Raw genomic sequence first — 23370 nt, forward strand, 5'->3', positions numbered from 1 at the left:
CCAGCGTGGCGGATGAGCAAAGCACGGCGCAAGCTGTCGTGCCGCCCCCCACCGAGACTCCCTCGGCGTCCGGGCCCGTCGTGGAGACGCCGGAACCACCGGCCGAAACCCTGAAGACGTCCAGCAGCGCGTCGCGTCGCGTCCGGGCCCGGCTGGCCCGGCGGATGACCGCCCAGCGCAGCGCGTTCAATCCCGTCCTCGAACCGCTGGTGGCGGTGCACCGGGAGGTCTATCCGAAGGCGAACTTCTCGATGCTCAACCGAGCCTTCGAGGTCGCCGACCAACGGCACGCCAGTCAACTGCGGCGCTCCGGCGATCCCTACATCACCCACCCGCTGGCCGTCGCCAACATTCTCGCCGAGTTGGGCATGGACACCACCACTTTGGTGGCCGCACTGCTGCACGACACCGTCGAGGACACCGGTTACACGCTGGAGGCGTTGAGCGAGGAATTCGGCGAAGAGGTAGGCCATCTCGTCGACGGCGTGACCAAGCTGGACCGCGTCGAGTTGGGCAACGCCGCCGAAGGCGAGACCATCCGCAAGATGATCACCGCGATGGCGCGTGACCCGCGGGTGCTGGTGATCAAGGTGGCCGACCGGCTGCACAACATGCGGACGATGCGCTTTCTGCCGCCGGAAAAGCAGGCGCGCAAAGCCCGCGAGACGTTGGAAGTCATTGCGCCCCTTGCGCATCGGCTGGGTATGGCCAGCGTCAAGTGGGAGCTCGAAGACCTGTCGTTCGCGATCCTGCACCCGAAGAAGTACGAGGAGATCGTTCGTCTGGTCGCCGGGCGCGCGCCGTCTCGGGACACCTACCTGGCCAAGGTCCGCGCCGAAATCGTCGCCACCCTCACCGCGTCGAAAATCAAAGCGACAGTTGAGGGCCGGCCCAAGCACTACTGGTCGATCTACCAGAAGATGATCGTCAAGGGCCGCGACTTCGACGACATCCACGACCTGGTCGGCATTCGCATCCTGTGCGACGAGATCCGGGACTGCTATGCCGCTGTGGGCGTGGTGCACTCGCTGTGGCAGCCGATGGCGGGGCGGTTCAAGGATTACATCGCCCAGCCCAGATACGGCGTCTACCAGTCACTGCACACCACGGTCGTCGGTCCGGAGGGCAAGCCGCTGGAGGTGCAGATCCGCACCCGCGACATGCACCGCACCGCCGAATACGGCATCGCCGCGCACTGGCGATACAAGGAAGCCAAGGGCCGCAACGGTGTTCTGCATCCGCACGCCGCCGCCGAGATCGACGACATGGCCTGGATGCGGCAGCTGCTCGACTGGCAACGTGAGGCCGCGGACCCGGGCGAGTTTCTGGAGTCGTTGCGTTACGACCTTGCGGTGCAAGAGATTTTCGTGTTCACCCCGAAGGGTGATGTCGTCACCCTGCCGACCGGGTCGACGCCGGTGGACTTCGCCTACGCGGTGCACACCGAGGTCGGCCACCGCTGCATCGGTGCCCGGGTCAACGGGCGGCTGGTGGCGCTGGAACGCAAGCTCGAAAACGGGGAAGTCGTCGAGGTTTTCACTTCCAAGGCCGCCAACGCCGGACCGTCGCGAGACTGGCAGCAGTTCGTGGTGTCGCCCCGGGCCAAGGCGAAGATCCGCCAATGGTTCGCCAAGGAGCGCCGTGAAGAGGCGCTGGAGGCCGGCAAGGAAGCGATGGCCCGCGAGGTCCGTCGCGGTGGACTTCCGTTGCAGCGCTTGGTCAATGGCGAGGCAATGGCGGCGGTGGCCCGCGAATTGCACTACACCGACGTGTCCGCGATGTACACCGCGATCGGTGAGGGGCATGTGTCGGCGCGCCACGTCGTGCAGCGGTTGCTCGCCGAGCTCGGCGGTATCGACCAGGCCGAAGAAGACCTCGCCGAAAGGTCCACGCCCACAACGATGTTGCGCCGCCCGCGCAGCACCGACGACGTCGGCGTCTCGGTCCCCGGTGCGCCCGGCGTGCTGACCAAGCTGGCCAAGTGCTGCACACCCGTGCCGGGCGACGCGATCATGGGCTTCGTCACCCGCGGCGGTGGTGTTAGCGTGCACCGCACCGACTGCACCAATGCCGCGTCGCTGCAGCAGCAGGCCGAACGCATCATCGAGGTGCTGTGGGCGCCGTCGCCGTCGTCGGTGTTCCTGGTGGCTATTCAGGTCGAGGCGCTCGACCGGCACCGGTTGCTGTCGGATGTCACGCGGGTGCTCGCCGACGAGAAGGTGAACATCCTGTCCGCGTCGGTCACCACCTCGGGTGACCGAGTTGCGATCAGCCGCTTCACTTTTGAGATGGGTGACCCCAAGCATCTCGGGCACTTGCTCAATGTCGTGCGCAATGTCGAAGGCGTATACGACGTCTACCGCGTCACGTCTGCCGCGTAAGCCTCAGCCGATCCGCACCGAGGTGATGGTGACCGGGCTGGACGGCAGCCCGTCGTCACCGTTGCCGAGAACGCCGGCCTTCACGATCTTGTCGATCGTCGCCAGGCCCGCCTGATCGATCGTGCCGAAGACCGTGCAGTTCGGGTCGCTGACGCTGTCCTTGTAGGTCAGATTGAATTGGCTTCCGCTCGGATTGGGCCCGTCGAAGGGCGCCGTGGTGAGCGCCCCGCGCGGGTACAGCACGGGCTGCTTGTAGGCGGGATCGCCTGCGCTGTACTGGTTGGCGGGGTATTCGTTGGCGAACTCATAGCCCGGGCCGCCGGTGCCTTCGGTGTCGGGGCCGCCGCACTGCAGGATGCCGAAATCGGACTGGATTATCAGCTTGCCGCATTGGGTGCCGTCGAAGAATTGCTGTCTTGCCAGGCTGACGAAGCTGTTCACCGTGCAGGGGGCTTTGGCGTTGTCCAGCGCGATGCCGATATCGCCGACGTTGGTGGTGATGGTCGCCCGGATCACCGGCGGTTCGGTGGATATCTTGCCCGACGGCGGTGGGTTGACGGGCTTGACGGACGCTTCCTGCGCCGCTGGGTACTGGCAGTTGGCGCCGAGGTCGGGCGGCGGGGCGAACGCCGGCAAAGCCGGAACGGGCGCCCCCGGCCCGATTCCGGGTCTGGGCTCTTTGGTGTGCACCGGGATCCGCATCGTCGTGCTGGTTGTCGCCGTTGAGGATCCGCTGTTGTGGTGGGTCACCAGGACAACCACCAGCGTTATCACCGCGGCGAGCACCACGACCGATCCGCCGACGATGCCCAAGATCAATCGCCGGGAATTCGCCGGTTTGGGTTGCTGTGACGCTCCCGATTCGGGCCGGGGTGCCGGCGGCTGGGAGGCAGGCGGTTGCGCCGGCGGCGCGCTCCAGGCCGCGGTCGAGGACGGGCTGCTCAGGGCGGCCCGGGCCGCCTGCGCCAGCTCGATGGCCGTCTGGAAGCGCCGGTCGACGTCTTTTGCCATGCCGCGCGCGACCACCGCGTCGAGCGCTTGCGATACGTCCGTCGAGGCTGCCGACGGTCGCGGCGGCGGGGTGTTCAGGTGCGCGTTGAGCTGTTCTTCGAAGGTGTCGCCGGGGTAGGGCAGATGCCCGGTCAGGCATTCGTAGAGCACGCAGGCCAGCGCGTAGACGTCGGCGCGGTGATCGGTGATGCCCCGGAAGCGCTCGGGGGCCATGTAGGCCATCGTGCCCATGGTGTGCCCGGTGTGGGTCAGCGCGGTGTCGGCGGCGGTGCGCGCCAGCCCGAAGTCGATCAAGTAGACGAAGTCGCGGGTGGACACCAGGATGTTGGACGGCTTGATGTCGCGGTGGATCAGGCCGACCTCGTGGGCCGTATCCAGTGCTGCGGCAACCTGTTCGACGACCGCGACGGCGCGCTCGGGGCTCAGCCGTCCACCGTTTTCGGCGATGTAGGCCAACAGGTCGCGGCCCTCGACCAGCCGCATGTCGACATACAGGCGGCCGTCGATCTCGCCGTAGCTGTGGATCGGCACCATGTGCGGATCGTTCAAGCTCGCCGCGATGCGCGCCTCACGCCGGAACCGCTGCTGAAATTCCTCGTCGTCGGCCAGATGCGCGGGCAACACCTTGAGGGCAACCACCCGGTCGGTGCGGGTGTCGTGAGCGCGGAACACCTGTCCCATCCCGCCGCGCCCCAACAGGCCCTGTAGTTCGTAATGTCCGAATACTTCGGTCGACACCCAACGACCATAAGCCGTCGTGCGCGCCAAATCGTGGGATCCGCGCCGTTAGCGCAACGGCTTTGGTGTTAGCCGACCCGCACCGAGTTGATCGTTACCGGAGACGTGGGAAGGCCGGTCGGCCGGTGGCCGGCGACTCCTGCCGCGGCGATCTTATCGAGGACCGCCAGGCCGGCCGCGTCGATGTTGCCGAGCACCGTGAACGTCGGCGGAGCCTCGGTGTCCTGGTAGAACATCACGAACTGGCTGCCGTTGGTGTTGGGCTCGTTGGTGGCCATGACCACGGCTCCGCGCGGGTACACCACCGTCGCCCTGAGCGCGGGATCTCCGGGCGGATATTGATTGGTGGGGTATTCGTCGGCGAATTCGTAACCGGGGCCGCCGTTGCCGTCCTTGTCCGGGCCACCGCACACCAGCGTCGCGCCGTCGGAGCCGGTGGACAGGCGCGGGCAGGTGGTGCCGTCGAAGAATTGTTGGCGGGCCAGGCTGACGAAGCTGTTCACCGTGCACGGTGACTCATTGTTGGCGAGCGTGATGCCGATATCGCCGAAGTTGGTGGAAAGCGTGGCGGGAATCTGCGCCGGCGTGGTCGAGACCCTGCCGGACGGAGGCAGGTTGACGGGCTTGGGGGATGCATCCACGGAATCGCTGCCGACGACCACGTATTGGCAATTGGCACCCAGGTCGGGTGGCGGGGCGAAGGCCGGCAACGGCGGCGCGACATTGCCGTTCGGGGTGGCCGGGGTCGTCGCCGCGCCCGGTCCGCCGAAGGTGGGTCCTTGCTTGGGCGACCTCGGGCGGGGTGCGGCGCTGGATGTCGCATTGTTCGACGAGGAATCTCCGTTCGTCACCAGGGCGACGACCAGCAACGTGACCATGGCCAGCGTGAAGAGCGATGCCGCGACGATGCCGACGATCAGGCCCCGGTTCGATTTCTGCGGCTGGGATTGCTGCGGGGTGTGGGCCGTCGGGGTGGGCGTGGTTTGCGCAGGCGGCGGCGCCGGGGTGGCCGCCGTTGCCGGGTAGGACGGCGGTGGTGGCGGGCTGGGCGGGATGGTGCCGCCGTGGCTTGCCAGTGCGGCTTTGGCGGCGTCGGCGAACTCGATGGCCGTCTGGTAGCGGTGGTCGACGTCTTTTGCCATGCCGCGGGCGACCACCTCGTCCAGGGCGGGCGGGACGCCGGGCACGGTGAACGAGGCGCGCGGCGGCGGGGTGTTCAGGTGCGCGTTGAGCTGTTCTTCGAAGGTGTCGCCGGGGTAGGGCAGATGCCCGGTCAGGCATTCGTAGAGCACGCAGGCCAGCGCGTAGACGTCGGCGCGGTGATCGGTGATGCCCCGGAAGCGCTCGGGGGCCATGTAGGCCATCGTGCCCATTGTGTGCCCGGTGTGGGTCAGCGCGGTGTCGGCGGCGGTGCGCGCCAGCCCGAAGTCGATCAGGTAGACGAAGTCGCGGGTGGACACCAGGATGTTGGACGGCTTGATGTCGCGGTGGATCAGGCCGACCTCGTGGGCCGTATCCAGTGCTGCGGCAACCTGTTCGACGACCGCGACGGCGCGCTCGGGGCTCAGCCGTCCGCCGTTTTCGGCGATGTAGGCCAACAGGTCGCGGCCCTCGATCAGCCGCATGTCGACATACAGGCGGCCGTCGATCTCGCCGTAGCTGTGGATCGGCACCATGTGCGGATCGTTCAAGCTCGCCGCGATGCGCGCCTCACGCCGGAACCGCTGCTGAAATTCCTCGTCGTCGGCCAGATGCGCGGGCAACACCTTGAGCGCGACGACGCGGTCCGTGCTGGTGTCATAGGCGCGAAATACCTGTCCCATGCCCCCGCGGCCCAGCAGCTCGCGCAGTTCGTAATGTCCGAATGACTCCGTCACCACGCAATGACCTTAAGGTGTCGGCCCATGGGGGCACCAAATTTCACGAACCCGTAACGACTCGTGTTGCGCTGCCTCGGGTTTAGTCCAGCAGGATCGACTTGATCGTGACTTCGCTGTTCGGTGCGCCGTCTTCACCGCCACCGTTGATGCCGCCCTTGGCGATCTTGTCGAGAACGGCCAGCCCGTCGGGCTGAATCGTGCCGAAGACGGTGTACTGGGGCGGCAGCTGCGAGTCCTTGTAGACCATGAAGAACTGGCTGCCGTTGGTGCCGGGTCCGGCGTTGGCCATCGCGAGGGTGCCGCGCGGGTAGAGCACCGGTTCGCGCAGCTTGGGGTCGTTCGGCGGGTACTGGTCGGTCGGATACTCGTTGGCGAACTGGTAACCCGGTCCGCCGGTGCCGTCACCCTTGGGATCACCACACTGCAGGACGCCCAGCGTGTCCGAGGTGGTCAGCCGGTGGCACTTGGTGTTGTCGAAGTACTTCTGCCCGATCAGGCTCGCGAAACTGTTGACCGTGCAAGGTGATTCGTTGTTCGCCAGCAGCAGGCCGATGTTGCCCTGGCTGGTCGCCATGCTGGCGCTCACCTGCGCGGGATCGGTCGGCACCTTGCCGGTGCGCGGCGGCTTGACCGGCTTGGCGGCCGGGTCCGTCGACGGTGGGTACTGGCAGTTGGCGCCCACGGTGTCCGACGGTTTGAAGACCGGTAGCGGCGGAACCGGCGGAACCTGACCGGTTTGCGGAGTCGTCGTGCCGGACGTCGCCGGCGAGTTGCTCGTCGTCGGCGCTGCCGTGTCGTGCTTGTGCTTGTTGTTCGTGTTGATCACGGTCACCACCACCGCGGCGATCACCGCGATGGCCGCGACCACACCGCCGACGATGAGTAGGATGCGGCGCATGCGGGCTTGCTTCGCGCGGCGTTCGAGCTGCCGTTCGAGTTTGCGCTTGGCGTTCGCGCGTCGTTGTTCGTTGGTCGGCACGGCCGGTATGCCTCCATGCTCGTCAGTGGGGGCGGGTTAGCAGGCTCAGGCTAATGCGGGCGGCGCGAGCGGTGTCAACTGGCCCCCGTGGGAAAATGACAAACGTGTTGATAACCGGATTTCCCGCCGGCATGTTGCAGTGCAACTGCTACGTGCTGGCCGAGCGCCCCGGTACGGACGCCGTGATCGTGGATCCGGGGCAGCGAGCGATGGCGCCGCTGCGGCGCATTCTTGACCAGAATCGGCTCACCCCGGCCGCCGTGCTGCTCACCCACGGGCACATCGACCACATGTGGTCTGCTCAGAAGGTGTCCGATACCTACGGCTGCCCGACTTACATTCATCCCGCAGACCGCTTCATGCTCAAAGACCCGATCTTCGGCATGGGGCCGCGGCTGGCGCAGCTGATGACGGGTGCGTTCTTCCGCGAGCCCAAGCAGGTGATTGAACTGGACCGCGACGGCGACAAGATCGACCTGGGCAACCTCAGCGTCAACGTCGATCACACGCCCGGGCACACCCGCGGATCGGTGGTGTTCCGGGTCGCCCAAGCCGCCAAGTCCGACAAAGATGTGGTGTTCACCGGCGACACGCTGTTCGAGCGCTCGGTCGGCCGCACCGACCTGTTCGGCGGCAGTGGTCGCGATTTGCTGACCTCGATCATCGACAAGCTCCTGGTGCTCGACGACGACACCGTGGTGCTGCCCGGCCACGGCGGCGCGACCACGATCGGCGCCGAGCGGCGTTTCAATCCGTTCCTCGAAGGCCTGGCCGGATGACGGAGTCGTTCACCGCCTTCTCCGGGCCCAAGGGCGTGCCCGACTATGTCCCGCCGGACTCGGCACAATTCGTCGCGGTGCGCTCTGGCCTGCTCGGAGCCGCCCGCCGGGCCGGCTATGGCGACATCGAGCTGCCCATCTTCGAGGACACCGGGCTGTTCGCCCGCGGCGTCGGTGAATCCACCGACGTGGTGTCCAAGGAGATGTATACCTTCGCCGACCGCGGTGAGCGCTCCGTGACGCTGCGGCCGGAGGGCACCGCCGGGGTGGTGCGCGCGGTGATCGAGCACGGCTTGGACCGCGGCGCGCTGCCCGTCAAACTCTGTTACGCCGGGCCGTTTTTCCGTTACGAGCGTCCTCAGGCCGGCCGGTATCGCCAGCTGCAGCAGGTGGGCGTGGAGGCGATCGGCGTCGACGACCCGGCGCTGGACGCCGAAGTGATCGCGATTGCCGACGGCGGGTTCCGGTCGCTGGGCCTGACTGGGTTCCGGCTGGAGATCACCTCGCTGGGCGACGACAGTTGCCGCCCACAGTACCGGGAACTGTTGCAGGAGTTCCTATTTGGGCTCGATCTCGACCAGGAAACGTTACGACGCGCACGACTGAACCCGCTGCGCGTGCTCGACGACAAACGGCCCGAGGTGAAGGCCATGACGGCCGACGCCCCGGTGCTGCTCGACCACCTGTCCGATGCGGCCAAGCAGCACTTCGACACGGTGCTGGCCCACCTGGATGCGCTGGGTGTGCCCTATGTCATCAACCCGCGGATGGTGCGGGGGCTGGACTACTACACCAAGACCACCTTCGAGTTCGTGCACGACGGGCTGGGCGCCCAGTCGGGCATCGGTGGCGGTGGCCGCTACGACGGGCTGATGCGCCGGCTCGGCGGACAGGACCTGTCCGGCATCGGATTTGGGCTCGGAGTGGACCGCACGCTGCTGGCGCTGCGGGCCGAGGGCCGCAGCGTGGGGGAGACCAGCCACTGCGAGGTCTTCGGTGTGCCGTTGAGCGAGGCGGCTAAGCTGCGGCTGGCGGTGCTGGGCGGTGAGCTGCGCGCCGCGGGTGTCCGGGTCGATATGGCCTACGGCGACCGCGGGCTCAAGGGTGCGATGCGCGCCGCCGACCGGTCCGGTGCCCGCTACGCGCTGGTGGCCGGCGATCGCGATCTGGAGGCCGGCACAATCGGCGTCAAGGATCTCGCGACCGGGGAACAGGTGTCGGTGTCGCTCGATTCGGTTGTCGCCGAGGTGCTCTCGCGTCTCGGGCGTTGAGTTCAACCGATCTTCCGGTCTGCGCCGGCGACTTCCCAGTCTTTGATATTGGCGACGGGCCCGAATACATCCCTGGGCACGTCGGGCGATAACGGTTGGCCGGACCGCACCCGGTGGGGCCAGTCCCGGTTGGCCAGCGCCGGTTTGGCCAGGGCGACAACATCAGCGGCGCCGGAATCGATGATCGCGGCGGCGTCCCGGGGGTCGTCGAGATGGCCGTTGGCGATTATCGACAGCCCGCTGTGTTGCTTCGCGAGTTGTGCGAGCGATTTGTCAGATTCGGCGAATGCTGGTGCCAGCGCCCGATATTCGGTGGTATGGACGTAGTCGATGCCGGTGTCGGCCAGAGTGCCGAAGATGATGGCTGCGTCGTCCTCGGTGCCGGCCCACCGATGGCGATTGTCGGACACCTTTGCCTGGGAGATCCGGATACCGACGGCGATGTCGCCGTCGACGGCCGACACGACGTCATGGCAGACCTCGGCCGCCAGCCGCACCCGATTGGCGACGCTGCCGCCGTACCGGTCGGTGCGCGTATTCAGGTAATCAGTGAGAAATTCGTCGAGCAGGTAGCCGTTTGCGCCGTGGATCTCGACTCCGTCGAACCCGGCGTCGCGCGCCTGCCGTGCGGCATTGACGAAGGCGGAGCGGACTTGGTCGATGTGCTCGGTGGTCATCGCCTGGGGAATTTGGAATGGGCCGGAACCGCGGTACATGGGCAGTTGCTCGCCTTTCGGGCGTATTGCGGACGGGCCCCAGGTCGTCGTTGTGTGCGGGTTGCCCTGCGACTGGCTGCCGGCGTGCATGAGTTGGGCGAAATACTTGGCCCCACAGTCATGGACGCCGTCGACGACCCGACGCCAGGCCGCGGCGTGACTGGAGTTCGCGATGCCGGGTTGGAAGAGGTACCCCTGACTCGTCAGGTCGTCGATGTAGAGCCCTTCGGTGATCAACAGACCGAAGCCGCCCAGGGCGAATGCGCGGTAGTAAGAAGCCATCCGGTCGGTGGGCAGACCGTCGGCCGTCGCGCTCACTCGCGTCATCGGCGACAGGGCGACGCGATTGGCGAGGTCGACGTTGCCGATGGTCGCCGGGGTGAACAGGCTCTGGTGCGGCGGGTGTACGGGGTCGGTCACGAGGTCATCCTTGCCTTTAGGATTGCGGCCCTTTTTCGCGATGCAGTTGAAAGAGATTCACCGCAGACAACGACATAAAGAGCAGCGGGATAACTGGAGGCTTTATCTTCAGGGGAAGCACGTTTGCCGGCACCTGCGGGTGCAAGTGCACATAGGTGGCACCCGCCATGTTGGCAATCAGCCCCGCCGAGGCGCCGGCGACGATCGGGCGAAACAGATTCGACGGCTTCCGTCTGAACCAGGAAGCCGAAAGCAGCGCGAGACCAATGGATATCTCTCCGGCAATGCCCACGGGGATGCTGAGTCGCGGGAGACCACTTTTGGTGATCTGAACATCGAACCACGTCCGAAATGGCTCGAAAAATTTCAAGACGCCGAACACGAACGTCGTGGAACCCAGAAACATCGAGTTATAGGTCAGGACCCTGTGCGTGTTGCTCACCGTGCGTCCGGATGCTCGGTTATGTAGCGGATGAAGCCGATCACGTCGTCGGCGACCAACCGGCCGATGGCGCCGCTCGAGTACACGGCGAGCCGCACCGTCCCGTCCGGTGCCAAGATGAAGCCGGTCGATTGCAGAAAGTGCGGGTCGTCATTGACGTAGGCGCCCGTCGCCGCGGCGATCGTGTCGGCATCCGCGCTGTGGCCGACCGGGAAGCGCAGCTTGCGCTTGGAGACCAGCTCCGCGGAGGTCTGGGCATCGTCGACCGACAAGGCGACGACCTTGACCCCCAGCTCGGTCAGCGCGTCGAATGCGCGAGAGAACGCGGCCAGCTGAGCATTGCAGTACGGGCACCAGGACCCTCGGTACATCAAGACGACGCCGTAGGAACCGGCGAGATCGCCGGGCAGCGAGATGGTGCCGCCACCGACAGCGGGGACCTCGAGCGCGGGGAACCGCTGGCCGTAGTTCAGGCGAGACAATGTCATCCTTTCGGAGGGGTAGCAGAATACGTCGCCAAATTCTGCTGAAGCCGCAGTGGACTATCAAGTCCAATTCGCTCTAAGCTTTCGTGCATGTCCTCGAATGACCGCCCTGGTGCTACGCGCCTGACGAGTCGTGGTGCGGCGACCAGAGCCCGCATCGTCGCCGCGGCGGCAGCACTCGTCCACAAACAGGGGGTTGCCGGAACGAGTCTGGACGACGTGATGGCGGCGACCGGCACCAGCAAGTCGCAGCTGTACCACTACTTCGCCAACAAGGACGACCTCATCCGCGAGGTGGTGAAAACCCAACTCGGCCAGGTCATTGCGGCCCAGCAGCCCAATCTGGGCGAGGTCTCTTCGTGGGAGGGCCTGCAACGGTGGTGTGAGCACGTCGTCGCCATGACCCGTGCGACGCAAGGTGTGGGGGGTTGTCCGCTGGGCTCGCTAGTGGGCGAGCTCGCGGAGCGGTCCGATTCGGCGCGCGAAGAGCTTGCGCAGGCGTTCGCCGAGTGGCAGTCGTATCTATCCGCGGGCTTGGCGATCATGCGCGACAGCGGCGAACTCTCCGCGAACGCCGACCCCGCCGACCTCGCGTTGACCGTGATGAGTGCACTGCAAGGCGGACTGCTGATGGCGCAGACCATGCGCAGCGCCCGACCTGTTGAACTCGCCGTGAACATGGCACTCGGGCACATCGCCGCCTACCGGCGCGGCCAGACGAAATTCAGCGAATCCTAGAAGAGCTAGGCGCTCTTATTGTACGGTCGTACAAGATTGCGCGGGACAGGCGTCGTCGCCGCGTTATAGGCCGCCGGTAAGGAGCCGTCCGTGGAACGTGTTGAGATGCAGAGCGGGACAACCGCTCCCAGGGTGAAATCGTTCCGCGATTTCTCCAGCGTTGTGGTCGAGTGTGCGGCTCTGGGCGCGTCGCCCGCGCTCGGGTCGTTATCGGTACCGCCAGCGTGGCCGAAGGCTAGCCCACGGCCCGACGACCCGCCGCCCGCCGCCGTGCAGGGCAAACCGCCGGGGCTCACCTACCAAGACGGGCTGATGGGTGTGATGACCGGGCGGGCCGTCCCGGCTCCTCAGCCCAAGGAGTTGTTGTCCGACGAGGCGTGAAGGCGGCGGCACTCCAAATCACTTGTGCCACATCAGTTTCAGTCTGACTTTGTCGGCGGGTAGTGCTACTATTCGAACATGAGTTCGAGTGGCTGCGAAACGATCGACGAGGTCTTCGAACGGCGCTATCCATCCGCCACGCCCGACTCCGCGACCTTGGTGGATCGAATCCGCTCGTCCGCGCGACTGGAGAACCGGGCAGCGGCCGCCCAACTGGTGGCCATCGGGGATCTGTTCGGCTATCGGCTATCTCGTTGTTCGGACACCGAAGCGTGGGCGGTCGACACCATGGAGGCGGTGGCCGCCGAAGTGGCGGCGGCATTGCGGATCGGTCAGGGACTGGCGGCCAGCCGTCTGCGGTACGCCCGCGCAATGCGTGAGCGGCTGCCGAGGGTCGCGGAAGTCTTCGAGACCGGCGACATCGACTATCGGACGTTTCAGACCATCGTCTATCGCACCGATCTGCTGATCGACGACGAGGTACTGGCCAGAGTCGACGCGGAGCTGGCCGTCAAGGTGCCGCGTTGGCCATCGATGACCCAGGGTCGTCTCGCCGGACAGGTGGACAGCATCGTCATGCGGGCCGACGCGGATGCCGTCCGGCGGCGTAAGGAACGCCAGTGCGGGCGCGAGATCTGGATCGGCGACATCGGGGACGGCATCTCGGAGATCCACGGTTCCTTACTGACTCCAGATGCGCGGGCTCTGGAAAAGCGGCTGAATGCGTTGTCCGGCACGGTGTGTGAGCATGATCCTCGAGGCCTCGACGAGCGCCGGGCGGACGCGCTGGGGGCGCTGGCTGTAGCGGCCGACCGGCTCGGCTGCCGGTGTGGCCGGCCGGACTGCGCGGCGGGCGACCGGCCGGCCGCATCGCCCGTCGTCATTCATGTGATCGCCGAGCAGGCCACGATCGCGGGCACCGGTTCGGTGCCGGCCTCCCAGCTCGGAGCGGATGGCCTCATCGCACCGGAACTCGTTGCAGAACTGGCCAAGTCGGCCAAGATGGTGCCACTGATCCATCCCGCCGACGCGCCGCCGGAGCCCGGGTACGTGCCGTCCAGGGCGTTGCGGGATTTTGTGCGATGCCGGGACCTGACGTGCCGCTGGCCCGGCTGCGACCGCCCGGCGATCGAGTGTGACCTTGACCATACGATCCCGTACGCCAGCGGGGGACCGACCCACGCGTCGAACCTCAAGTGCTACTGCCGCACGCATCACCTGGTCAAGACGTTCTGGGGATGGCGCGACGAGCAGCTGCCGGACGGGACATTGATCCTGACGTCGCCGGCCGGGCAAACCCACGTCACCACACCGGGCAGCGCGCTGCTCTTTCCGAGTCTATGCCTGGCGACGGGCGGTGCGCCGGCTCCCGAAGTCGATCTGCCGCAGGATTATTGCGGCGAGCGGATCGCGATGATGCCCCTCCGACGTCGCACCCGCGCCCAGAACCGCGCCGCGCGGATCGCCGTCGAGCGTCGACGGAATCAAACAGCGCGTGTCGGCCCGGCACCTCCCGAGGCCGACGAAGAACCTCCACCATTCTGATTGCCGATCAACGGTTTACGCGAGGGCGACGGCCAGACCGGACAGCGCCTGGGGCAACGGTTCTCGGTGCAGGACCCCGAGGCGTTGCGTGGCGCGGGTCAGGGCGACGTAGAGCTCGGACGCGCCGCGCGGGCCGTCCGCGAGGATCCGTTGCGGGTCGACCACCAGCACGGCGTCGAACTCCAGTCCCTTGGTCTGCGACACCGGCACCGTGCCTGGCACACCGGGTGGACCGATCACGACGCTGGTGCCTTCGCGACCGTCTTCGTCGCGCACGAATTCTTGGATCGCGCTCGGCAATTCGTCGTCGGTGACTCGCCGGGACCACGGCCGCACGCCGCACGCGCGAACCGACTCCGGTGGCTGAATCCCCGGCGCGAACTCCTCGAGCAGCGCGGCGGCGACCGTCATGATCTCTTCCGGGGTGCGGTAGTTGACCGTCAGCGACCGGTAATCCCACCGGTCCGGCACGTACGGCTGCAGCATCGCGTGCCACGATGTCGCGCCGGCTGCCGACCGGCGCTGGGCGAGGTCGCCGACCACGGTGAAGGACCGGCCCGGGCAGCGCCGCATCAACACCCGCCAGTCCATCTCGGACAGTTCCTGGGCCTCGTCGACGACGACATGGCGATAGGTCCAATCCCGATCTGCCGCAGCACGTTCGGCGAGTTCACGCGTGTCGCGCTCGATGAACCGATCGGCCAGCGCCTCGGCATGGATCACATCGCGGGCCATCAGTTGGTCCTCGTCGTCCATCAGATCCTCGCGCGCGACCATCAGGTCCAGCACGCCGGCGGCGTATTCGGCCTCGTAATTGCGCTCGCGCTTGGCACTCGCCTCGGCGGCCTCGGCCGCCTTGTCGCGGCCCAACAGATCGACCAGCTCGTCGAGCAGCGGCACGTCCGAGACGGTCCAGGCCTCGCCGTCGACGCGCAACAGCGCCTGGGGAGCACCGACGGCATGCAGCCGCTCGGGGGAGAGGTACAGCGAAGCCAACAGCTCCCGCGGTGTCAGGATCGGCCAGAGCCGGTCGAGCGCCGCGGTGAACTGTTCGTTGTCCGCGAGCTCGGCGAGCAGGTCGGAACGCAGTTGTTCCCACGCGCTGCGGTCCTCCCGGGTCAGCCAGCCGCGGCCGATCCGGGCGATCGCCCGCTCGGTCAGCGCCCAGGTGAGGATGTCGACGAACACCGCGCGGGCCTGGTTGTGCGGTTGTCCGCTACCGCGCGCCTCTTCGCGCGCCCACCCCGCGATCTCGGCGTCGATGCGCATCGTCACATCCGCCAGTTCGATCTCGAGCGGGCGCTCGGGCACCCGCTGTCGGTCGGCGATCGCGGCGGCCAGCACGTCGAGGATTTTCAGCGAGCCCTTGAACGCCGCACTCTCCGGGCTGTCCTCGGCGGTGACGTGCATCCCGGGCACCAGATCGCCCGGCGTCGTGAACACCACGCTGGACTCGCCCAGCGACGGCAGCACGCGATCGACGTGGCGCAAAAACGCCGAATTAGGGCCCACCACAAGCACTCCGTGGCGCTCGATGCGCTCGCGCTGGGTGTACAGCAGGTACGCGACGCGGTGCAGCGCCACCACCGTCTTCCCGGTGCCGGGGCCGCCCTCGATCACCAGGACGCCGGGGTGATCGAGCCGGATGATCTCGTCCTGCTCGGCCTGAATGGTCGCCACGATGTCGCGCATGCCCTCGCCGCGCGGCGCGTTGATCGCCGCCAGCAAGGCCGCGTCCCCTTGCGCGTCCGCACCCGGCCGGCCGAACACCTCGTCGGTGAAGTCTTCGATGCGCCGCCCGCGGGTGTGGAACTGGCGGCGCCGGCGCATGCCCTCGGGGCTGGCTGCGGTCGCGACGTAGAAGGCGCGCGCGGCCGGCGCCCGCCAGTCGACCAACAGTGGTCGGTACTCGTTGTCGGCATCGAACAGGCCGATCCGCCCGATGTAGGAACGTTCGCCCGAGATGGCGTCCAGCCGCCCGAAGCACAGCCCGTAGTCCGCCACGTCGAGCCGTTTGACCTCCCTGGCCACCGCGCGTACCTCGGCATCCCGGTCCGAAAGGCTTTCGCCGTCGCCCAGCAATGCCGCGCGGAAATTCTCCTTCGCCCGGGCACGCTCGGTATCGAGGCGCGCATAGAGCCCGGTCACGTACCCCTGCTCGGACCGCAGTTCGCTTTCATACTCAGGATTCGACAAGACCCCTCCGCCACTTCTGTTCTAGGAGCTAGAGGGCTCCTCAATCCAATAGTGCCCCTCGATCAACTGCAAAAAGCCAGGGCCTCGTCGAGCAAGGTCGGCCAGAGCGCCGATTGAGTGGGCGCGATCGCGGCCCACTCCCGAAAGCGTCGCCCGGCTGGAGCGAAGGGTAAGCCCAACTCGGAAGTAATTAGTTCATCGACTCGCGCCGCGGCAACCTTGACCACCAAGCAGTCGGTTCGTGGGTCGAACGATGCGAAGAAGAGACCGTTGACGCGCAGGCAAGGCAAGCCCATCATCGTCGAACGAGTCACCGAATCGATTTTCAAGAGGATGTCCGCGAGTTCCCAGAACCAGGCCTCGGGGGAGACCTGGCCGGTCATGATCGCCGCTCCGCAAGCGTGGGCACGCGACGTTCTGCCCACGGGTCGGCGCCGACGTCCTCGCCCTCGGCGGTGCGTCGGATGCGGTCGAGGTAGTGCACCCAGCCGCCGCGGTGGGCATCGGCGGCGGGTTTGTCGAGTCCGCGATGAACCAGCGTGACCAAGGTGGAACCGTCCGGCTGGGGGGTCAGGTCGATCTCGACAGTGGTTGACCCGGGCGGTATTTCGACATCGGGGCGTTCCCATCCGTAGGTGAACACGATCCGATTCGGCGTGATCTCTAGGTAGTGGCCAGAAACGGTGTCGCCGTTGGGATGTGTCCATCGCACGATCCCGCCGGGGACCGGCTCGAGCGTGGCTTGGGGCGCCATCCACTGAACGAATTGATCCGGATCGGTAAAGAGGTCGAACACTCGTTGCGCGCTGGCATGAACCACGAGTTGCTGGGTGGCCAGTTTCATGTCGGATCTGATTCGGCGATCGTACGCAGCCGTTGCAGCGGAGCGGCCCAGAACTCATCGAGCATCGCCGCGATCTGGCCAACGCGACCAAGGTCGGCGCGATACAGCCGGCGGGTGGCCTCCACCCGGACCTCCACCAGGCCGGCCTCGCGCAGCAGCCTGAGATGTTGGCTGGCAGCCGATTTCGACAAGCCCGCGGCTTCGGCGAGAGCAGAAGCGGTGCGTTCCTGGTCCCAGACCAGCTGCAGCATGGCCCGCCGACCCGGGTGGGCCAGTGCCCTGATCGCGTCCTCAATGGCCGGTTGGCTCATGGGCGACGACCCATCGCGGCCAGGAGCCGATCCTGCGCCGACGCGTCGGCGCTGACTTCCACCTCCGGTCCGATGATGCCGGCTTCCCTTCCCCGCCTGGGCATCTCGGGTAAGAACATCGACGTGCAGGCCTGGACCAGACGTGGGTCGAGCCGCACGTCTTGATCGGTGGCGCGCGCCAGATCCCAGGTGTGGATCAGCACATCCATGAACGTTCCGGCGACCGCCTGAGCGAGTGGCCAATCAAAGCCGAGCGGGGACACGCAGATTTGTTCCAGCACTCCCGGCTTCGTGACAGCGGACAGCACTCGCTGCACGTCCCGGCGATAGTCGTCGGGCATCGCGTCCGTTACCACTGCGGGTTGCCGACCCGACGTCGCTGCCAGCAGATACTCTGCGCTCCCGACCAGATGGTCGATGAGCTGCTGCACGGTCCATTGCGAACACGGTGTGGGCCAATCGAGTTGATCCGACCGAACCGTCTCAACGACGGTGATCGCTCGCTCGGTCGCCGTGCGATACAGCGTGACGGGATCGACCAGTACCTCTTTGTTTAGCATTCGCTAAATTTAGCTATAGCTAAACAAACGGTCAAGGGTGTAGCCCGCTTGACATCGCATCGAACAATTGTTCGAATAGCGTCATGCGGTGGGCGGATCAGGCCGTAGCTGTCAACGGGCAACCGGTCGATGACGGAGCATTACCAGGCCTGCAGCGGATCGGCCTGGTCCGCAGCGTGCGCGCACCGCAGTTCGAGGGGATCACCTTTCACGAGGTGCTCTGCAAATCGGCGCTCAACAGAATTCCGGACGCGGCCGCACTGCCGTTTCGCTACACCGTCAACGGTTACCGCGGCTGCTCGCACGCCTGCCGCTATTGTTTCGCCCGCCCCACCCACGAGTATCTGGACTTCGACTCCGGCACCGACTTTGACTCCCAGATTGTGGTCAAGACCAATGTCGCGGAGGTATTGCGCCGCGAGCTGCGCCGGCCGTCGTGGCGACGTGACGCGGTCGCGCTGGGCACCAACACCGATCCTTACCAGCGCGCAGAGGGCCGCTACGCGTTGATGCCCGGCATCATCGGCGCACTCGCCGAATCCGGTACGCCGCTGTCCATCCTGACCAAGGGCACCCTGCTGCGCCGCGACCTGCCACTGATTACCGCTGCGGCACAACAGGTTCCGGTGTCGGTCGCGGTGTCGCTGGCGGTCGGGGATGCGGAGCTGCACCGCGACGTCGAGCCGGGAACGCCGACGCCGCAGGCGCGACTGGGGCTGATCGCCGCGATCCGCGACGCCGGCCTGGACTGCCACGTGATGGTCGCGCCGGTGCTGCCACACCTCACCGACTCCGTCGAGCACCTCGACCGCCTGCTCGGCCAGATCTCGGTCGCCGGTGCCACCAGCGTCACCGTGTTCGGCTTGCATCTGCGCCGTTCCACCCGCGCCTGGTTCATGTCCTGGCTGGCCGGTTCGCATCCCGAACTCGTCGGCCGCTACCGCGAGTTGTATAGGCGCGGAGCATATTTGCCGCCCGACTATCGCGAGATGCTCCGGGCCCGGGCCGCGCCGCTGATCGCCAAACACGGGCTGTCCGGTGACCAGCGACCGTTTTCGCAGGCGCCGAAAACCGAGCCGGAACCCAACCAGCCCACACTGTTCTAAGCGGGCTTGTCGCCGCGCGGTTTGGTCAGGGTGAACTGCTCCACGACGGCAACCGCGCCGAGTTGCCCGCGCAGTGCATAATGCGTGGCCGTGATCGAGGTGTTGCCGCCGGGTTGGCCGGGATCGACGTCGAAAGCCACGAAGCCATAGGGGTTCTCGAAGTCGCGAAACGCCGACCATGGTGCGTCCTCGAGGACGTAAATCGGCTTCTTGCGCCCGATCGAGGGATCGAACGCGCCGACGCCGGTGATCACCCGGCACCGGGGCTCGGGGAAGAGCATGCCGTTAGACGGTGCCGAGGTGCCGCCGCCGCCCGCGACGACGTGCACCGTCCCGCGCGTCGTGTCGATCACGTCGTGGGTGTCGACGGGTATCGGCGTTCGGGTGTCGGTGTTTTCGGTTCCCCGCAACGGATGGGACCGCTCGTAGTGGTGCTCGTGGCCGCACAACACCAGATCGACCTGGTACTGGTCGAACAGCGGCAACCATTGCTCGCGGACGCCGAGGTCGGCGCCGTTGGCGCGCTCGGCGGTCGACACGGCGGTCTGATGCATGCAGATGACCACCCAGTCGATATCGGGATCGCGCCGCGCCGCCGCGAGTTCAGCTGTCAGCCAACGCTTCTGCTCGCCACCCGAATAGTTGTGGATGTAGAAGTTGCCGCCGTCCTGGTAGGCCACGTCGTCGTTGTTAAGGCTGATCACCCGCACCGAACCGGCGGTGAACGAGTACCAGAGCCCACGCAGTTCAGGGCTTGCCCCGGAATCGGGCACCGTGAAGTACGTCTGGTACGCGCCGTAGCCGACCGGCCCGTTGCCCAACTCGTTCTCGTGGTTGCCGGCCGCCGGCATCCACGGTCGGTAGCGCGCCGAACGCGTGTTGTTCTCGAACCAGTTGGACCAGGTGCGGACGCGGTCCTGGGCGAGGTTGGCGTAGCACAGGTCGCCGTTGACGAGGTTGAACAGCGGTCCGAGGCGCTCGATCGCCAGCGTGGTGTCGGCGGCCGCGGGTGAACCGATGTTGTCGGTGCTGTAGGTGCCATCGGGCATCCTGTCCAGAGTCGGGGTCGACTGATCGCCGAAGCTTGTGAAGCGCAACGGCTTTCGCCCCACAGGTCCGGTCCGGACGGTGCCCTGCTCCGGTTCGGCGCCGTCGTGCACCGCGGCATACACATAGTCGGTATCCGGAGTCAGGTTGGTCAGGCGAGCGTGGTTGACACGAACCTCGTTGTTGGACTTAGCATCTCGGTAAGTTCGGGTTTCTGCCGCAACGGTCTGGCCGAAACCGGATCCCGGCGTGCCAAGCATGACCCGCGGATTGCGGACGGCCTCGGTGCTGTGCCATGACACCACCACCTCGGTGCCGGCGTTCTTGCCGAATTGCAGGTGCAGGCCGAACACCGGCGGTGCACCGTCGCGATCCGGCCGGCGCAGCAGCCCGGGCCCGGGCGAGTGGGACCACAACAGCGCGGCGGCGCCCACCCCGACGCCTGCGCCAACACCCATCCCGACGACCGCCGAGGTGGCGCTGGTGGTCAACAACCGGCGGCGGCTAATGCCCGACCCGCTGTCCGGCGCGGCGGGGTCGGCGTCGTCGGTCATGCATGTTTCATACCCGAGCCGGGCGACAGTTGGCGTATCAAGCGGTGAACGCCGGAGCCGTCGGTAACAAATCCGGTAGCGTTTTCGATATGACGAGCGTGAAGACGAACCTGCGAAAAGGGGCCAGCGCGGTCGCGTCGGCAACGTTTGCGCTGGTCGGGGGAGTGATTCTCGGACCGGCCACGGCGCATGCGGACGGCCACCAGGTGACTTACACGATCACCTCGACCGGCAACCTGACTGCCACGGTGAACTATGTGAGTTCCGATCCGCCCAGCCAGGCCGCCTACAGCGCGGACCCGTCGAAGTTCATGACCAGCGTGCAGGCCCCGCTCAGCGGGGGAGCGCCGGTTACCTACACGGCGACGCTGGCAAACCCGAATCAGTACGCGAGCATCACCGCCAGCGGCATGCTGCACTGGCCGGATTCGGGTAACGGCCCCGCCTCGTTCCACTGCGAGATCGCGGTGGACGGCCAGGTGGTCGCCCACGCGGACGCCACCACCACCGTCACCTGCAAAGCCGGTTAGTCGGCTCGCCCGAGGTCTAGCCGAGGTTCGTCGAGGCGAATGTGTCGCACTGCTGCACATCGCCGGTCTGGTAGCCGATGGTGAACCACTTTTGGCGCTGCGCGGCGGATCCGTGGGTCCACGACTCCGGGTTGACGCGCCCGGTCGACTCCTTCTGGATCCGGTCATCGCCGACGGACGCGGCAGCCGAGAGCGCATCCTGAATATCCTTGTCACTCAGCGGCTCTAGGTACGGCACGCCGGTGCTTTCCTGCTTGACCGTCGACGCGTAGTGCGCCCAGATGCCGGCGTAGCAGTCGGCCTGCAACTCCGTGCGGACCCCGTTCCCGCCGGCGCCCTGGGCGCCCTGCTGGGCGCGGCCCAGGTTGCCCTGCAACTGCTGGACGTGGTGGCCGTATTCATGGGCAACCACGTACTCCTGCGCGAAAGGGCCACCGCTGGAACCGAATCGATCAACCAGCTCCTTGAAGAAGTCGGTGTCGAAATACGCGGTCTGGTCCACCGGGCAGTAGAACGGCCCCACCGCCGTGGTGGCCGGTCCGCAGCCGGTGTTGACCGATCCGGTGAACAGCCGCACATGCGGACGGGTGTAGTTCGGCATCAGCTGGTGCCAGACCGCGTCCACGGAGTTGCCGGTGGCGACCACCCGGCACTGCACGTACTTGTTGGCGTCGGCTCCGGTCTTGCACTGGCTCAAGTCGAAGCCGGGCGCCGAGTAGCCGCCGGTATTCGCGCCCTGCGGCGCCATGACCTTGCCGGGATCGATGCCGAAGAACAAGGCCGCGACCAGGATCAGCAGCCCGACGCCGCCGCCCCCGAGGGCCATCCCCATGCCGCCACCGCCGGACGAATCCGCGGTGCTGGTGTCGATCTGCATACCCTCGTTGAAGGTCATGGTTTAGCTTTGCACACACCTAACGCTGTTGCGTAGCAGCAAATCGGTTGTCGGTATAGCGGCGCAGGTTGCTCAGAAATCGGCGCAGGCCCAGGTTCAGCAGCGGCCCGGCGAAGACCATCGCAAATCGTGCCGGCCCGGCGGGCTTCTGGGCCATGGTCCAGGTCAGCCGGCAGCCGCCGGGGATAACCTCGACGCGGTAGTCCTCGGCGAAGGCGGCGACGGCTGCCGTCGAGCACTCGTTGAACCGAAATGCCATGCGGGTGAACGGTTCCCAAGCCAAAAACTCCTCGTCGCCGGTGATGCCGCCGCGCATCTCGACGATGCGGGTGGTGCCGACCCCACGAGGTTCGGGACTGGTCCAGGTGACCTTGGTGATCACCGACGCCCAGCTCGGCCAGGCCTCGGCGTCGGCCAGCACCTCGAAAACCTGCTCGGGCGTTATCGCCAGGTCGACGCTGTTGCGGAACCGGAATGGCGCGTTCTCGATGAAGTCGAGGTCGACGCGCTCGCAGGGATGCATGGCCTAACTTAACCCGGTGACGATGCGCGCCGCGAAGCGGCGGGCGCAGGGCCGATCTAACTCAGCCCGGTGACGATGCGCGCCGCGAAGCGGCGGGCGCAGGAGGCGGGCCGATCTAACTCAGCCGGGACCGTCGCTGGCTGCGGCCAGCAGCGGCACCAGCACATCGCTGATCGGTGTCGGCAGGTTGTGCGCGCGTGCCTTGCGGATGATCACCCCGTTGCGGATGTCCCACTCCATCCGCCGGTGGTTCTCCGCGTCGGCCAGGATCGAGGTGCCCATGTCCTCGGGGGCCTGCCGGAAGAGCCCGCCCAACTCGTCGACCACGTCGTCGGGCAGCCGGGCGCCCTCGGCTCGCGCGACGGCCAGGCATTCGGCCACATAGCGCCGCGACAACTCGGCGACGTCGTCGCGGCGGAACATGCCGGAGCGCCGCCGCGACAGCGCCATGAAGCCGGCCAGCGCGTTGGTCAGCAGCTTGCGCCATGCGGCGGTGAGGAAGTCGGGGTCGCAGTCCACCCGGCAGCCGGCGCCGCGCAGCAACTCGGCAACCGTCGCGGCCGCGGGGCCGCTGGGCAGCACCAGCGCGGGCTCCGTGCGCAGGCGGACCCACCCCCCGGGCTGGGTCTCGGCGCCGTACCAGACGATCCCGGGGACCACGGGCGACGATGGGCACAGCGGCTGGACCTGCTCGACCTGCTCGACGCCGTTCTGCAGCACCGTGACGATGGTGTGCTCGGCGCACAGGCGCGACAGCCAGCCGGCCGAGGCCTCGTTCTGGGTGGCCTTGACCGCCAGTATCACGACGTCGACGGGGTCGCAGATCAGGGCGGGATCGGTGTGGACGGGCCCGGGCACCACGATCGGGTCCTGGCCGTCGGGACGCAGTTCGATGCTGTCGCGGGCCGTGCGACCGCAGACCAGCACCGAATGCCCGGCCTGGTACAGGAGCGCGGCGACCGTCGTGCCGACAGCACCGGGACCCACGAGAGCGATGTTTGTGGCGATAAAGGCGAAGTTACACGGCCCCTTAGACTG

The 23370-nt window shown here is 66.8% G+C and carries 23 protein-coding genes; 8 read left to right on the top strand and 15 right to left on the bottom strand.

Translation table 11 applies throughout. The features are described from left to right. The first annotated feature begins 5 nt into the window (after positions 1-5). Complete coding sequence (locus tag MJO58_RS10675) at positions 6-2381, top strand: RelA/SpoT family protein (protein ID WP_239722797.1); 2376 nt, start codon at positions 6-8, stop codon at positions 2379-2381. A gap of 3 nt (positions 2382-2384) precedes the next feature. Here MJO58_RS10675 and MJO58_RS10680 read toward each other — a convergent pair whose 3' ends face one another. The 3 genes from MJO58_RS10680 to MJO58_RS10690 all read right to left on the bottom strand — a co-directional run bounded on the left by MJO58_RS10680 (position 2385) and on the right by MJO58_RS10690 (position 6989). Continuing rightward, entirely contained in the window at positions 2385-4073 is a 1689-nt protein-coding gene (locus MJO58_RS10680; RefSeq protein ID WP_239723223.1) for a protein kinase domain-containing protein, read from the bottom strand. 125 nt (positions 4074-4198) lie between these two features. Beyond that, positions 4199-5953, bottom strand: coding sequence for a protein kinase domain-containing protein (locus MJO58_RS10685; protein ID WP_239723224.1), 1755 nt, complete (start codon positions 5951-5953; stop codon positions 4199-4201). Between the two features lie 136 nt (positions 5954-6089). Beyond that, positions 6090-6989 (bottom strand): peptidylprolyl isomerase, encoded by a 900-nt coding sequence (locus tag MJO58_RS10690; RefSeq protein WP_239722798.1) that lies wholly within the window; start codon positions 6987-6989, stop codon positions 6090-6092. Positions 6990-7093: 104 nt separating this feature from the next. Here MJO58_RS10690 and MJO58_RS10695 point away from each other — a divergent pair, with 104 nt between their 5' ends. Continuing rightward, entirely contained in the window at positions 7094-7768 is a 675-nt protein-coding gene (locus tag MJO58_RS10695) for an MBL fold metallo-hydrolase (protein WP_239722799.1), read from the top strand. Beyond that, positions 7765-9039, top strand: a complete 1275-nt coding sequence (gene hisS / locus MJO58_RS10700) for a histidine--tRNA ligase (protein ID WP_239722800.1) — start codon at positions 7765-7767, stop codon at positions 9037-9039. The genes MJO58_RS10695 and hisS overlap by 4 nt, the downstream gene beginning before the upstream one ends. Before the next feature lie 2 nt (positions 9040-9041). On the opposite strand, the gene MJO58_RS10705 is transcribed toward hisS, so the two are convergent. The 3 genes from MJO58_RS10705 to MJO58_RS10715 are packed head-to-tail and all read right to left on the bottom strand — an operon-like array spanning position 9042 to position 11099. Beyond that, positions 9042-10175, bottom strand: a complete 1134-nt coding sequence (locus MJO58_RS10705) for an NADH:flavin oxidoreductase (RefSeq protein WP_239722801.1) — start codon at positions 10173-10175, stop codon at positions 9042-9044. Positions 10176-10191: 16 nt separating this feature from the next. After that, entirely contained in the window at positions 10192-10617 is a 426-nt protein-coding gene (locus tag MJO58_RS10710) for a hypothetical protein (RefSeq protein WP_239722802.1), read from the bottom strand. After that, complete coding sequence (locus MJO58_RS10715; protein ID WP_090601487.1) at positions 10614-11099, bottom strand: peroxiredoxin family protein; 486 nt, start codon at positions 11097-11099, stop codon at positions 10614-10616. The genes MJO58_RS10710 and MJO58_RS10715 overlap by 4 nt, the downstream gene beginning before the upstream one ends. Before the next feature lie 93 nt (positions 11100-11192). Between MJO58_RS10715 and MJO58_RS10720 the strand changes: the two genes are divergently transcribed. The 3 genes from MJO58_RS10720 to MJO58_RS10730 all read left to right on the top strand — a co-directional run bounded on the left by MJO58_RS10720 (position 11193) and on the right by MJO58_RS10730 (position 13766). Then, positions 11193-11840, top strand: coding sequence for a TetR/AcrR family transcriptional regulator (locus MJO58_RS10720; protein ID WP_239722804.1), 648 nt, complete (start codon positions 11193-11195; stop codon positions 11838-11840). A 90-nt stretch (positions 11841-11930) separates the two neighbouring features. Continuing rightward, the gene (locus tag MJO58_RS10725) at positions 11931-12221 is read left to right on the top strand and encodes a hypothetical protein (RefSeq protein WP_139043262.1); all 291 of its coding nucleotides are present in this window, start codon (positions 11931-11933) and stop codon (positions 12219-12221) included. A gap of 78 nt (positions 12222-12299) precedes the next feature. Further along, complete coding sequence (locus MJO58_RS10730; RefSeq protein WP_239722805.1) at positions 12300-13766, top strand: HNH endonuclease signature motif containing protein; 1467 nt, start codon at positions 12300-12302, stop codon at positions 13764-13766. A 15-nt stretch (positions 13767-13781) separates the two neighbouring features. On the opposite strand, the gene helR is transcribed toward MJO58_RS10730, so the two are convergent. The 5 genes from helR to MJO58_RS10755 form a co-directional block, all read right to left on the bottom strand. Then, complete coding sequence (gene helR / locus MJO58_RS10735) at positions 13782-15962, bottom strand: RNA polymerase recycling motor ATPase HelR (protein WP_239722806.1); 2181 nt, start codon at positions 15960-15962, stop codon at positions 13782-13784. 62 nt (positions 15963-16024) lie between these two features. After that, positions 16025-16345, bottom strand: a complete 321-nt coding sequence (locus MJO58_RS10740; RefSeq protein WP_239722807.1) for a hypothetical protein — start codon at positions 16343-16345, stop codon at positions 16025-16027. Continuing rightward, a complete protein-coding gene (locus tag MJO58_RS10745; RefSeq protein WP_239722809.1) occupies positions 16342-16806 on the bottom strand; it encodes an SRPBCC family protein in 465 nt (154 codons plus the stop codon). Before MJO58_RS10745 ends, MJO58_RS10740 begins: the two co-directional genes overlap by 4 nt. Further along, entirely contained in the window at positions 16803-17117 is a 315-nt protein-coding gene (locus MJO58_RS10750) for an ArsR/SmtB family transcription factor (protein WP_239722810.1), read from the bottom strand. The genes MJO58_RS10745 and MJO58_RS10750 overlap by 4 nt, the downstream gene beginning before the upstream one ends. Next, complete coding sequence (locus MJO58_RS10755; protein WP_239722811.1) at positions 17114-17677, bottom strand: TIGR03086 family metal-binding protein; 564 nt, start codon at positions 17675-17677, stop codon at positions 17114-17116. Before MJO58_RS10755 ends, MJO58_RS10750 begins: the two co-directional genes overlap by 4 nt. An 83-nt stretch (positions 17678-17760) precedes the next feature. On the opposite strand from MJO58_RS10755, the gene MJO58_RS10760 reads away from it, so the two are divergent. Then, complete coding sequence (locus MJO58_RS10760; protein WP_239722813.1) at positions 17761-18783, top strand: Rv2578c family radical SAM protein; 1023 nt, start codon at positions 17761-17763, stop codon at positions 18781-18783. Here MJO58_RS10760 and MJO58_RS10765 read toward each other — a convergent pair. After that, complete coding sequence (locus tag MJO58_RS10765) at positions 18780-20384, bottom strand: purple acid phosphatase family protein (protein ID WP_090601492.1); 1605 nt, start codon at positions 20382-20384, stop codon at positions 18780-18782. The genes MJO58_RS10760 and MJO58_RS10765 overlap by 4 nt on opposite strands. 89 nt (positions 20385-20473) lie before the next feature. Between MJO58_RS10765 and MJO58_RS10770 the strand changes: the two genes are divergently transcribed. Beyond that, on the top strand, positions 20474-20914 hold the full coding sequence (locus tag MJO58_RS10770; RefSeq protein WP_090608775.1) for an Rv2576c family protein: 441 nt from the start codon (positions 20474-20476) through the stop codon (positions 20912-20914). Positions 20915-20930: 16 nt separating this feature from the next. Here the strand turns inward: MJO58_RS10770 and ypfJ are convergent, their stop codons facing one another. The 3 genes from ypfJ to MJO58_RS10785 all read right to left on the bottom strand — a co-directional run bounded on the left by ypfJ (position 20931) and on the right by MJO58_RS10785 (position 23340). Next, positions 20931-21809: a KPN_02809 family neutral zinc metallopeptidase gene (gene ypfJ / locus MJO58_RS10775; RefSeq protein WP_090601493.1), complete on the bottom strand. Its 879-nt coding sequence runs from the start codon at positions 21807-21809 to the stop codon at positions 20931-20933. A 19-nt stretch (positions 21810-21828) separates the two neighbouring features. Continuing rightward, positions 21829-22332 carry an SRPBCC family protein gene (locus MJO58_RS10780; RefSeq protein ID WP_239722814.1) on the bottom strand — a complete coding sequence of 168 codons (504 nt, stop codon included), beginning with the start codon at positions 22330-22332 and terminating at the stop codon, positions 21829-21831. A 120-nt stretch (positions 22333-22452) separates the two neighbouring features. After that, positions 22453-23340: an oxidoreductase gene (locus tag MJO58_RS10785; protein ID WP_217493172.1), complete on the bottom strand. Its 888-nt coding sequence runs from the start codon at positions 23338-23340 to the stop codon at positions 22453-22455. Positions 23341-23370 lie beyond the last annotated feature (30 nt).

Source organism: Mycobacterium lentiflavum, assembly GCF_022374895.2.
Taxonomy (GTDB): domain Bacteria; phylum Actinomycetota; class Actinomycetes; order Mycobacteriales; family Mycobacteriaceae; genus Mycobacterium; species Mycobacterium lentiflavum.

Coding starts and splice junctions, on each gene's coding strand:
- MJO58_RS10680 (WP_239723223.1), bottom strand. CDS start 4,073: ATGGGACAGGTGTTCCGCGCTCACGACACCCGCACCGACCGGGTGGTT.
- MJO58_RS10685 (WP_239723224.1), bottom strand. CDS start 5,953: ATGGGACAGGTATTTCGCGCCTATGACACCAGCACGGACCGCGTCGTC.
- hisS (WP_239722800.1), top strand. CDS start 7,765: ATGACGGAGTCGTTCACCGCCTTCTCCGGGCCCAAGGGCGTGCCCGAC.
- MJO58_RS10720 (WP_239722804.1), top strand. CDS start 11,193: ATGTCCTCGAATGACCGCCCTGGTGCTACGCGCCTGACGAGTCGTGGT.
- MJO58_RS10730 (WP_239722805.1), top strand. CDS start 12,300: ATGAGTTCGAGTGGCTGCGAAACGATCGACGAGGTCTTCGAACGGCGC.
- MJO58_RS10740 (WP_239722807.1), bottom strand. CDS start 16,345: ATGACCGGCCAGGTCTCCCCCGAGGCCTGGTTCTGGGAACTCGCGGAC.
- MJO58_RS10745 (WP_239722809.1), bottom strand. CDS start 16,806: ATGAAACTGGCCACCCAGCAACTCGTGGTTCATGCCAGCGCGCAACGA.
- MJO58_RS10750 (WP_239722810.1), bottom strand. CDS start 17,117: ATGAGCCAACCGGCCATTGAGGACGCGATCAGGGCACTGGCCCACCCG.
- MJO58_RS10755 (WP_239722811.1), bottom strand. CDS start 17,677: ATGCTAAACAAAGAGGTACTGGTCGATCCCGTCACGCTGTATCGCACG.
- MJO58_RS10760 (WP_239722813.1), top strand. CDS start 17,761: ATGCGGTGGGCGGATCAGGCCGTAGCTGTCAACGGGCAACCGGTCGAT.
- MJO58_RS10765 (WP_090601492.1), bottom strand. CDS start 20,384: ATGACCGACGACGCCGACCCCGCCGCGCCGGACAGCGGGTCGGGCATT.
- MJO58_RS10770 (WP_090608775.1), top strand. CDS start 20,474: ATGACGAGCGTGAAGACGAACCTGCGAAAAGGGGCCAGCGCGGTCGCG.
- ypfJ (WP_090601493.1), bottom strand. CDS start 21,809: ATGACCTTCAACGAGGGTATGCAGATCGACACCAGCACCGCGGATTCG.
- MJO58_RS10780 (WP_239722814.1), bottom strand. CDS start 22,332: ATGCATCCCTGCGAGCGCGTCGACCTCGACTTCATCGAGAACGCGCCA.